The following is a 10,247-nucleotide window of genomic DNA, read 5'->3' on the forward strand; positions in this document are numbered from 1 at the left end:
TTAGGCCCAAAAACTTGGCTAAGGGACAACCTCTACGTAATTTAGTAATTTACGAGAAAATTTTATCGACCACAGAATGCTCTTCCCAGAGTTGGCAATTGTTTACTTCAGCTTATATCGATCGCAACCGAGTATCGATAGATTATCGCAACCATCCTTTAGGTATTAAAACTATTGCCTAGAGGAAGTTTTGTCATTTAGAGTGTGATAATCAATGTTCCTCACGAGCGATTAGCCCAGCAATTTACCTTCGATCGGGAATTGTATTCTGGATTCGACTGTTCAGCAAAGTTATAATCTGCCTTTACCACTGGTAACTCAGACCAACAGGTCGTAAACCGTGGCGACCGCCGATCGCACCGTAGCCTCCACCCCTGACTCTTACCCACCAGTCCAAACGTCACCGTCTCTGCCCCATACCGACTATTCAACCGATCGACGATCTCACACAATAGTCGCTCTCGCTCTAAATCTCTGGATTGAGATGTTTGGATCGTCTCCAGCAAGTCAAATAGATTCCCCTGGCGCATCTGTTCGGAGTGCAGCCCCGACATCACCACCCCGACTTTTTTATAAGGACAATTCGGCAGATAAATTTGACTTAGAGCCGCGATCGCATATCCCAACAGTTCTGGTGTAAAGTTCGTTCCTGAAGGTAATTTGACAGTTTTTGAGCTGGAATGGGGATGCTCGATAAACCGACTGGTATTTGCAAAGATCGTCATCTCTGTCGCTACTTGCTGTTGACGGCGGAGTTTTTCAGCCGCACGATTGACATAGAGGGCGAGTGCCTGTTTGAGTTCGGGTAACGAAGTCACAGGTTGCCCAAACGAGCGCGAGACGCAAGTTTCTTGTTTGGGTTTAGATTCTGTCTCGATCGGCAAACAGGAAAAACCATGCAGCTCCAGCAGCAATCTTCTACCCATCACCCCCATTTTCTTGACAATTAGTTTCGGTCGAGCCTGTTTGAACTCCAGTGCAGTGGAGATGCCTTGAGTTGCCGACCAATGACCCAACCGACTACCAAGCCCCCATATATCGCGCACGGGCATTTTTGCCAAATACTCATCTGCTTGCTCCGCCGATGCCAGCGCGAACACGCCCCTACTAGATTTCTTCGCTACTTCGATAGCCACCTTTGCCAACACCTTCGTTGGTGCGATGCCGATCGATACCGGAACCCCCGTCCACTGCTGCACGGTCGATCGGATCTGACTACCATACTCGATCGAGTCTCCAAAGTGGGGAGATAACCGCATAAATGCTTCGTCGATCGAATAAACTTCGATTTCCGAGCTAAAGTAGCCCAGCGTTAACATGACGCGGTTAGACAAATCCCCGTACAAGGCATAGTTGCTGGAGAAAACGTGGATCTGATGTTGCCTGACTAATTCTTGAATCTTGAAGTAGGGAACGCCCATGCTCACTCCCAAAGCTTTAACTTCCGGCGACCGCGCCACCACACACCCATCATTATTAGATAGGACGACTATGGGCTGTCCCCGCAGACGCAGTTGAAACACTCGCTCACACGAAACGTAGAAATTGTTGCAATCCACTAGAGCGATGCTCATAAGGCGTGAATTACATTTGTAACCACACCCCAAACCTGAAAATCCATTGCTTCGGTAATTAGCAAAGGAGGGTAGTCGGGATTATCAGCCACTAAGTAAACACATTCCCTAGATTGCCTCAATCGTTTGACCAGTAGCTCGCCATTAACTACAGCAATTATCACTCGTCCATCCCTAGCCTCCAGCGAACGATCGACGATTAATAAATCGCCTGAATGTATACCAGCTCTAATCATCGAATCTCCAGCTACGCGAACGAAGAAGGTCGCGACGGGATGCCTGATTAGATGTTCGTTGAGATCGAGTTGACCTTCAAGATAATCATCGGCTGGTGAGGGAAAACCCGCAGATACAGGGCAAGAATATAGTGAGAGTCGATTGACTCTCAGACAAAGAGAACTGTATATCTCAACGATCGCTTCGATTGAAGGCATAATTGTAAATTAGTAGTACTATTATACTCTACCCGAAAGCAGTCGCTAAGATCGAAATCTACCTGTAATAATTAGTACATTTCATCTGATTGGTATCGTCAAATCTCGGATCGTTACTTATCAGCAACAAACTTGGGACAATCCCCCATCTAAACAAACAAGTTTATTTGAACTATAATCAAACTTATTCGGCTCCGATAGTTTAGACCCATTTGGTTTAATATATCAGCCATTTGAGTTTTATCGGTTGCCTGAAGATGGTCAAGCAAAGTAATAATTCAACTTTAATATCGATATTTCTGACGATCTGACGATCGCTCCTCTACTCATGAATGAAGATCCATCGATTCAGGAAAATCTTTATCAACTTTCAATGCAGTTGGGCAATCCTCTAGATCGAGGAACGATCGAAGAAATCTACAAAAATGCTGAGAATTTACTCAGTCATATAGCTCCAGCCCCTGTGACACTTGCTCGTGTCGCTGGGGTATTGTTGGTCTATCGCATCCAAGATTCCGAAGCAGAGGAGTTGGTGTGGTTTAAAGACCAAATAGAGCAATGTACTGACGATGAAGAGGTGGAAGAGACGATTGAATCACTCCATCGCATTGATACCTTGTGAGTACTTGAATAACGATCGTGCAGAAAGTACCGTTGACATGAATTTATTCGATTACCACCGACAACAAAGGATCGCCGCCGAAGCACCCCTTGCAGATCGCTTGCGACCGCGCACCTTAGAGGAATTTGTCGGTCAGGAACATATTTTGGGTGCTGGAAGACTACTCCGTCGCGCCATTAGTGCCGATCGGCTGTCTTCGTTGATTTTCTATGGTCCACCAGGGACGGGCAAAACCACCTTAGCAAGGATTATCGCCAATACCACCAACGCCAATTTCATCGCGATTAATGCCGTCTTGTCTGGGGTCAAAGAGATTCGTGAAGCGATCGACTCAGCTCAAACCGAGCGCGGGATGCACGCTCGCCGCACGATCTTATTCGTGGATGAAGTACATCGCTTCAACAAGGCACAACAGGATGCACTGCTACCGTGGGTGGAAAATAGCACGATAATTCTCATTGGTGCGACCACCGAGAATCCATTTTTTGAAGTCAATAAAGCTTTGGTGAGCCGCTCGCGATTATTTCAATTGCAACCCTTGAGCGCGGCGGATTTACGGCAAGTGTTACAGCAAGCTTTGAGTGATGAAGAGCGCGGTTATGGCAAGTTGAAGGTAGAGATTGACCCAGTGGCGATCTCGCATTTAGCGAATGTTGCCAATGGCGATGCGCGATCGCTACTAAATGCTTTGGAATTGGCAGTGGAAACGACCCGTACCGCACCAGATGGCACGATTGCGATTACCTTGGCTGTCGCGGAAGAATCGATTCAGCAACGTGCGGTGCTCTACGATAAAGAAGGTGATGCCCATTTTGATACGATTAGTGCTTTCATCAAAAGCGTGCGCGGTTCCGACCCTGATGCTGCCCTCTATTGGTTGGCAAAAATGGTCTATGCGGGAGAGGAGCCGAGATTCATTTTGCGACGCTTGTTGATTTTGGCGAGTGAAGATATCGGACTAGCCGATCCGCAAGCGGTGGTAGTGGTCAATGCTTGTGCCCAAGCCTTCGATCGGGTGGGGTTGCCTGAAGGTCGCTATCCGTTAGCGCAAGCAACGCTTTATTTGGCAAATGCCCCTAAATCCAATAGCATCATGGGCTTTTTCGATGCGCTGGCGGCGGTGGAACGCGAACGCCAATCTGACGTACCCAACCCGCTCAAAGATAGCAGTCGCGACAAACAGGGATTCGGTCACGGTCAGGGCTATCTCTATCCTCATGCCTATCGAGACCATTGGATCGAACAACAATATTTGCCGACCAGCTTACAGGGACGAGTTTTTTATCAACCTTCGGAGCAAGGAGCTGAGGCATTAATTAAGTTGCAAGTCGAGCGCAATCGGGAAGCTCAGTTAGCGGCAATGGTGGGCGGAGATCAGATGGAACTACCGGAAATTCTCACTTTTAGCCCTGATGATGCTCAAAGCGATCGGTGGTTACAACGGACGGTCTCACAAGCTGGAGATCGGCTGGCAAAGATTCGCGATCGCTTGTTTGTTGGCTTGTCTCCCCACCGCCATCATGTAATTCTCGATCTCAACGCCGCCACTGGTTTGTTGACATGGGAAGCATTGCGAAAAGTACCTGAAGGTGGTGTGTATGCGCTGGTATCCGCACAGACGCAGGCGATCGCGCTCCAAGAGCAATCGGCAAGTTTGCCCGAACTGTCGCGTCCGCTGGTAATGGTTGGCTCTTTAACTGAGATCCCACCAGAAATCGCCCAGATGAGATTCGACCGGATTGTCGGCGATCGTGCTCTGATCCACGCCAGTGACAAGGGAGAACGGATTCAAGTAATAGCCGATCTCCTGCAACCAGATGGTAAAGTCGCGCTGTACGAATCGATTCCACGACATAGCCAACGCATCTATCGATTGCTCGATTTTTCAAAGTTAGGTATTTCAAAAGATCTGCGCGATCGCTGGATGCAAGCGGAAGAAGCTATTTATAGTAATCCTGACGATGCCATGATTAACTGGGATGCAGAGGATCTGCGAACGTTATTCGAGCGAGCTGGATTCACAGTCGAACTAGATGTTGAAAGTAAGGTTAATCAGATCTCAATTTCGAGCGCGATGTTAGATCGCTGGTTTAGTCAAAATAACTCCAAGCCTACCTACCTGAGTTATTTAAGCAAGTTTCTGTCTGATGCCGAGATTGAGATCGTCAGACAAGCGATCGTTGAAAAGCTGTTAAACAAAATTGTGGATTGGCAGGCTAAATCTGTAACTATTGTCGCTAGTTTAAGCATGTGATACTGACTAGCTATACATTTCATGTCTGTCTAGAAAGGACCGTTACTGCCCCCTTACGCAAATCAAATTGACATCAGGAATTCAACAGCAAAAAACTCAAAATCCTGTAATTTTGTGACAACTCGATCGCGGCACGCAAACAACATTTTGTTAAGCTCACGAATGTTGAATTGTCTCTAAGACGGTGGTGCCTGTTTATCGAGCGTGTCGATGCGCGAATCTCCACGATCCGTTTATCAAATATTCACTGGAGGACTTATGGAATCGTCTTACAAACCTGAAGGCTACAATTCTGTTTCACCATATCTAGTCGTCAATGATGCCCACGCCACGATCTCCTTCTTGATCGAGGTGTTTGGTGGTGTAAAATTACGCCACTTTCCTAACGATGATGGTAAGCTCATCCATGCCGAAGTTCGGATCGACGATACGGTTGTGATGATTGCTGATAGTGGAGATGGTTGGTCGCCGATGCCCGCTCACGTACATATCTACGTCAGCGATGTGGACGTTACTTATCAACGTGCGATCGCCGCAGGTGCCATATCTGTCCAAGCACCTATTCAAAAAGACGACGAAGACAAACGGGGTGGTGTGAAGGATGCCGGAGGCGCGACGTGGTGGATCGCCACCAAGGTCGAATAATCCAAAGTTTTTTCAGGAAAATGTGTCGTTCTTGTCGATCGATCGAACCCATATTCGACTATAAAGTAGAACATTCGTTCGCAGCTAAACGGACACTATTACTACAAAATCGAACAGGAGCTAGATTATGAAATCGAATGCCATTACTTGGTGCGAGATTTATGTCCAAGACATGGAGCGTGCCAAACGTTTTTACGAGACTGTGTTCCAGATGAAGCTGGAGCAGCTCGAAAGTCCAGGGATGGAAATGTGGGCGTTTCCGATGTCGATGGATGCTGTTGGTGGTTCGGGAGCATTGGTGCAGATGGATGGGGTGAAGTCGGGCGGAAGTGGCACGATACCTTACTTCAGTTGTGATGATGTTGCTGTACAAGAGGCTCGCGTTGTTCCCGCTGGCGGTCAAGTCTTCAAACCCAAAATGTCGATCGGTCAATACGGGTTTATGGCTTTGATTGTCGATACCGAAGGAAATACGATCGGTCTGCACATGCCCCTAACAGCGGCAGCGTAAAGGAAAACCGAAATAAACATCAACACAAAGGAGTCAATTATGAAATTACATCCATATCTTTCTTTCAACGGTGAATGTGAAGCGGCGTTTAAGTTTTACGAGCAGTGCCTTGGGGGCAAAATCGAATTGATGACGACCTACGGAGGTTCGCCAATGGCGGCGCAAACATCACCCGATCTGCTCGATAAAATCATGCATGTCACGCTAAATGTGGGTGATATGGTTCTGATGGGTGCAGATGTGCCCGATTCCTATGAAAAACCACAGGGGTTTTCCGTGTCGCTGGTATTCGACGATCCGGCAGAAGCAGAGCGGATTTTCAACACCTTGGCAGAAAATGGCACTGTACAGATGCCAATTCAAGAAACCTTCTGGTCGCCAAAATTTGGGATGTTAATAGATCGCTTTGGCACTCCCTGGATGATTAATTGCGATCTTCCTGCCTAACTCATTTCATCTTTCTCTATTACCATTTAATCGTTCTAACTCTTACTTTCGATCAAAGGAAAATACGGTCAATATTCACACTCAAGGAGATAATCGATGAGTTTAACTTTTTATTCTGCGCCCATGTCCACCGCCAGTATTACAGAAGCCGTTCTTGCCGAGCTTGGGATCGATTTCGATCGCATAGATCTCAACCTCAGTGCTGGTGACACCAAAAAGCCTGAATACCTCAAAATTAACCCGAATGGAAAAGTCCCAGCGATCGTGCATGATGGCACAGCGATCTGGGAGTCATCCGCAATCACCATGTATCTCGGAGAACTCTTTGGGGTAGAGACAAAGCTTTACCCCGCTCCTGGCCCACAGCGCGGCGAAGCAATAAAATGGATCGCTTGGAGCAATGTTACCCTTGCCGAAGCTGCTGGTCGATTGTTCGCATCGCTACCGCCTGAGCAACAAGGCGATCCCGCGACCAATGCGGACGAATAAGTTACTTCCGAACAGAAAAGTGCGATCGCTATGGCTAAAGCAAAGGCTGACCTCGCTGATTGTCTCAGAATCCTTGAGATTGGACTAGAGGGGCGATCGTTCTTGATTGGCGAATATAGTCTTGCGGATACTCACCTCCAAGGCATAGTCGGCTGGATTGGGTCGATGAATGTCGATCTAACTCCCTTCGCAAATGTTACGGGATGGTTGCAACGTTGTTATCAGCGTCCAGCGATCGCCAAACTGATGGCTGGTTGATAAACTAGCCGATTATATTTGGGCTGCTTGCTAGTCGGTCGCTTTGGCACTCCAAGGATGATCGACTACTTGAGTTTTGAAATACGAGATCGATACCTGAAATACATGTCATGAAACAACCTCGACATCTAGCAGCTTCGGCAACAATGTTAAAATCGTAAATATCTTCATCCGCAACATGCTATGACTCCCCAACAACTTGAAGATCGCCAACTCGAAACCCGTGTTACTGCACTGGAAGCAGAATTAAGTCAAGTGAAGAAATTGCTCTCTAGCTTTCCCCAAACTGAAACATTTAAACATAACTGGATGAAGTATGCTGGGGTATTCAAAGATGATGTAGATTTTCTAGAAATCATGCAGGAAATCCGCGCCGAGAGAGATTTAGATGATGAATCTGAAGTTGACCCATCTTACTATTCATAGGATCTGGATCCAGTGCCAAACTATATCATGGACACAGACCACACATCCTATATTTTGCGTGGAGAGACGAGAGTTATCGAAAATGCCCAACAATATGATGCTGCGATTACAATTATTACAGTTCAAGAGTTGTTCAATGGTTGGGTGAGTCGAGCCAATGACCCAAAGCAAGCTGATCGACTAGTTGAGATATATGCCAAACTTTCGACAACAGTGAGTTATTTGCAGACTGTGGAAATACTAGATTTCACACCAGATGCCGATCTCTGCTTGAAACAACTGCTCAAAAATCATGCCACTCTTCGCAAAAACCGTTTGCAAAAAGATCTCCGTATTGCCGCAATTGCTCTGTCGATGGGTGCAACGCTAGCAACTTGTAATCAAAGAGATTTTGGACAAGTACCAGGATTAATGACTATAGATTGGTTACAGAGATAGCTTGTTAGGAGTTATCAAAATTTCTAGAAGTCGGAACGCACACATCCCCTCCATGAGTAGGAACTTTTACACCGCCACCATAAGTGGGAACCTTGACACCTTCTTGCTTATCTAATTCAGCTTCGCTTTCATTTACATTATCTAGCAACGGCTCAACCTGTATCCGTTCGCGAAGCCTCGGCTCTGCTTGGTGGAACGCACGCTGAGGGAGCCTCAGCGCGATTCCATCCGCTGCCGAATCGCTAACTTCAGCTTGTATTTGTGCATTAATAGTGGTGTAGTTGCGATCGAGCTTAATTAAATCCGGTCGAGCATCGCACAGAGATTTAATGTCAGCAATATCGAGCGGCAATCGTTGGGCGATTACGAATTTCTCAATATCTTCAACACGAAAATCGACACTGCGCTCCGAGCAACGAGCGATCGCATCGTCGAGATACTTCTGCGCGATCGCTAGGGAAAGGGGCTGGGCAACTGTCGGCACTCCGGCTTTGACGATTTCAATGCCTAAATCGCTGGCTTCCTGCTGCCACCGAGCTTTTAACTCTGCTGGGGAAATATGCTCCTTATGCTTGCGAGTACGATCCCAACTATCTTCCCGCGTCTGCCAAGTACTATTGGCTGGACATTGGGCGAGAATCTGCATCCGGCGTTTGCTAAATTCGATTAAATTCTCCAGCTTGTAGCCCTTAATCTCAAACATCCCGTGAGGACGAGGTTCGATTCCATAGCCCAGTTGTTCGACTTCGGCTGCGAGGTAAGCCTGATAGATCGTGCCCAAGTGTTTCTTATTCTGAAAAATTAGATCGTTGTTGTTGGCATACCACTTGCCATTCTCTGCTTGGGTTAGGTTCATCACCAGGGCGTGAGTGTGTAGATGCGGATCGAGTTCGCGACTCTCAATATGGTCGAACTGAGCTACAACGAGGTTGCTAGTTTTGACATCTGCTACAAGCTTATTTTTAGTAATGCGGGTTTGCGCGTAGCGTTCTTCGATTAGTGCCAGAGTTTTCTCGACGGCCAGCCGATGGGCATTCTCTAATCGGGTATCCCCGCCGACTAATGTAGTTAGACTCACAGATTTCGGGGCGGAAAATGTAAAATCCGTTCCCGCACGGCGTTTGTCGGGGTTGCCTTTAGTACCCAGATATTTAGTCCCATCTGGCGATCGACCGTAGCAAATATGCTCGAATGATTCTGGATCGATTTCACCTTTTAAGCCGAGCGCAGAAGCACCTTTACCAAACCATCGAGTTTGCCCTCGCTCGTAATCGTCAGTGAAATACTGCACCGCCGTACTAGCTTGACAATTTTTTGCTGTCAGCATCTATCTCGCTGTAACATTATTAATTTTATTTTCACTACTCTCAACTCGATCTGGAAACTATTTTGAGCATAAATTTCCATCATTCCTGTTATTATCACACAATTTACAGCTATTATAGTAAATGCGTACTGTGCGTTGCTAGAACTTCATTAAGTTGAAATTAGTGTTGACAAAATATGTACATAAACATGACAAAGATGTCTTAAATATGGCTGTCACCCTAAATTGTCGATTGCCTAATCTTGGGTAAATTTGGCTAATTTATGTACGGTAACTATCCATAAACAAGCTAGAAATGTCGCAATTGCGTACAAAAATTCGACGTAAAACTGGGTACTATTTCTGTACTTAAAATACTTCCAACCAAAATATGTAAGTAGTATCTCGAATCGAAAGCAATCTTTATGAGTAAAAATTTTGGTATCAGATTCGTACCAGATCCCAATCGATCGAAAGAGGTATTGCTGCATCATTACTACAGCAATACCAGAGAGGGGATCTATGCTAAGTTGCTCGCCAATGCAATGGCGATCGATCTGCCATTAGCAATGGACGAATCGGGCGAGTGCGATCGCTGTGAGATGGAAGCAGCAATCGATGACTCGCTCGCAACTTTACAATCGAAGATCGATCGACTCAATCGTTTATCGCGGCGGCATGGATTAGATTGTCACCTCACAACTCGCTCGTTAAGTACATCAGTAGCGTCAATCTTGCCCTTACCATCAGTTTCAGCAGATTCGTTGCTCGCTGACGATCTGCAACACACAACCACCGAACGATCTAAACCCCACTCTCAACTACCTCAGATTGCGAATATCG

12 protein-coding genes and 1 pseudogene are annotated in these 10,247 nt (G+C 46.5%); 10 read left to right on the top strand and 3 right to left on the bottom strand.

Going from position 1 to position 10,247, the window contains the following annotated elements; translation table 11 throughout:
• Window positions 1–221: 221 nt before the first annotated feature.
• Both ACEW9I_RS01975 and ACEW9I_RS01980 read right to left on the bottom strand, forming a co-directional pair.
• Window positions 222–1,574 carry a Y-family DNA polymerase gene (locus tag ACEW9I_RS01975; RefSeq protein ID WP_373538699.1) on the bottom strand — a complete coding sequence of 451 codons (1,353 nt, stop codon included), beginning with the start codon at window positions 1,572–1,574 and terminating at the stop codon, window positions 222–224.
• Complete coding sequence (locus ACEW9I_RS01980; RefSeq protein ID WP_373538700.1) at window positions 1,571–2,008, bottom strand: LexA family protein; 438 nt, start codon at window positions 2,006–2,008, stop codon at window positions 1,571–1,573. The genes ACEW9I_RS01975 and ACEW9I_RS01980 overlap by 4 nt, the downstream gene beginning before the upstream one ends.
• A gap of 328 nt (window positions 2,009–2,336) precedes the next feature.
• Between ACEW9I_RS01980 and ACEW9I_RS01985 the strand changes: the two genes are divergently transcribed.
• The 9 genes and pseudogenes from ACEW9I_RS01985 to ACEW9I_RS02025 all read left to right on the top strand — a co-directional run bounded on the left by ACEW9I_RS01985 (window position 2,337) and on the right by ACEW9I_RS02025 (window position 8,098).
• Window positions 2,337–2,630, top strand: coding sequence for a hypothetical protein (locus ACEW9I_RS01985; protein ID WP_373538701.1), 294 nt, complete (start codon window positions 2,337–2,339; stop codon window positions 2,628–2,630).
• A gap of 37 nt (window positions 2,631–2,667) precedes the next feature.
• A complete protein-coding gene (locus ACEW9I_RS01990) occupies window positions 2,668–4,884 on the top strand; it encodes an AAA family ATPase (protein ID WP_373538702.1) in 2,217 nt (738 codons plus the stop codon).
• Between the two features lie 258 nt (window positions 4,885–5,142).
• Window positions 5,143–5,529, top strand: coding sequence for a VOC family protein (locus ACEW9I_RS01995; RefSeq protein WP_373538703.1), 387 nt, complete (start codon window positions 5,143–5,145; stop codon window positions 5,527–5,529).
• A 127-nt stretch (window positions 5,530–5,656) separates the two neighbouring features.
• Window positions 5,657–6,040 (top strand): VOC family protein, encoded by a 384-nt coding sequence (locus tag ACEW9I_RS02000; RefSeq protein WP_373538704.1) that lies wholly within the window; start codon window positions 5,657–5,659, stop codon window positions 6,038–6,040.
• A 39-nt stretch (window positions 6,041–6,079) separates the two neighbouring features.
• A complete protein-coding gene (locus ACEW9I_RS02005) occupies window positions 6,080–6,487 on the top strand; it encodes a VOC family protein (RefSeq protein WP_373538705.1) in 408 nt (135 codons plus the stop codon).
• 96 nt (window positions 6,488–6,583) lie between these two features.
• The gene (locus ACEW9I_RS02010; RefSeq protein WP_373538706.1) at window positions 6,584–6,976 is read left to right on the top strand and encodes a glutathione S-transferase family protein; all 393 of its coding nucleotides are present in this window, start codon (window positions 6,584–6,586) and stop codon (window positions 6,974–6,976) included.
• Window positions 6,977–6,994: 18 nt separating this feature from the next.
• A pseudogene (locus tag ACEW9I_RS02015) lies at window positions 6,995–7,234 on the top strand (glutathione S-transferase family protein); the annotation flags it as partial.
• A gap of 183 nt (window positions 7,235–7,417) precedes the next feature.
• A complete protein-coding gene (locus ACEW9I_RS02020) occupies window positions 7,418–7,660 on the top strand; it encodes a hypothetical protein (RefSeq protein WP_373538707.1) in 243 nt (80 codons plus the stop codon).
• Between the two features lie 27 nt (window positions 7,661–7,687).
• Window positions 7,688–8,098: a type II toxin-antitoxin system VapC family toxin gene (locus ACEW9I_RS02025; RefSeq protein WP_373538708.1), complete on the top strand. Its 411-nt coding sequence runs from the start codon at window positions 7,688–7,690 to the stop codon at window positions 8,096–8,098.
• 4 nt (window positions 8,099–8,102) lie between these two features.
• On the opposite strand, the gene mobF is transcribed toward ACEW9I_RS02025, so the two are convergent.
• On the bottom strand, window positions 8,103–9,425 hold the full coding sequence (mobF, locus tag ACEW9I_RS02030; protein WP_373538709.1) for a MobF family relaxase: 1,323 nt from the start codon (window positions 9,423–9,425) through the stop codon (window positions 8,103–8,105).
• Window positions 9,426–9,829: 404 nt separating this feature from the next.
• Between mobF and ACEW9I_RS02035 the strand changes: the two genes are divergently transcribed.
• Window positions 9,830–10,247, top strand: a 418-nt coding sequence (locus tag ACEW9I_RS02035; RefSeq protein WP_373538710.1) for a hypothetical protein, incomplete at its 3' end; no start/stop codon positions are given.

This window comes from Chamaesiphon sp., assembly GCF_041738855.1.
In the GTDB taxonomy this organism is placed as follows: domain Bacteria; phylum Cyanobacteriota; class Cyanobacteriia; order Cyanobacteriales; family Chamaesiphonaceae; genus Chamaesiphon.

Bases quoted from the DNA above. Each gene is read 5' to 3' on its own strand.
- ACEW9I_RS01975 (WP_373538699.1), bottom strand. From the start codon at position 1,574: ATGAGCATCGCTCTAGTGGATTGCAACAATTTCTACGTTTCGTGTGAG.
- ACEW9I_RS01980 (WP_373538700.1), bottom strand. From the start codon at position 2,008: ATGCCTTCAATCGAAGCGATCGTTGAGATATACAGTTCTCTTTGTCTG.
- ACEW9I_RS01985 (WP_373538701.1), top strand. From the start codon at position 2,337: ATGAATGAAGATCCATCGATTCAGGAAAATCTTTATCAACTTTCAATG.
- ACEW9I_RS01990 (WP_373538702.1), top strand. From the start codon at position 2,668: ATGAATTTATTCGATTACCACCGACAACAAAGGATCGCCGCCGAAGCA.
- ACEW9I_RS01995 (WP_373538703.1), top strand. From the start codon at position 5,143: ATGGAATCGTCTTACAAACCTGAAGGCTACAATTCTGTTTCACCATAT.
- ACEW9I_RS02000 (WP_373538704.1), top strand. From the start codon at position 5,657: ATGAAATCGAATGCCATTACTTGGTGCGAGATTTATGTCCAAGACATG.
- ACEW9I_RS02005 (WP_373538705.1), top strand. From the start codon at position 6,080: ATGAAATTACATCCATATCTTTCTTTCAACGGTGAATGTGAAGCGGCG.
- ACEW9I_RS02010 (WP_373538706.1), top strand. From the start codon at position 6,584: ATGAGTTTAACTTTTTATTCTGCGCCCATGTCCACCGCCAGTATTACA.
- ACEW9I_RS02020 (WP_373538707.1), top strand. From the start codon at position 7,418: ATGACTCCCCAACAACTTGAAGATCGCCAACTCGAAACCCGTGTTACT.
- ACEW9I_RS02025 (WP_373538708.1), top strand. From the start codon at position 7,688: ATGGACACAGACCACACATCCTATATTTTGCGTGGAGAGACGAGAGTT.
- mobF (WP_373538709.1), bottom strand. From the start codon at position 9,425: ATGCTGACAGCAAAAAATTGTCAAGCTAGTACGGCGGTGCAGTATTTC.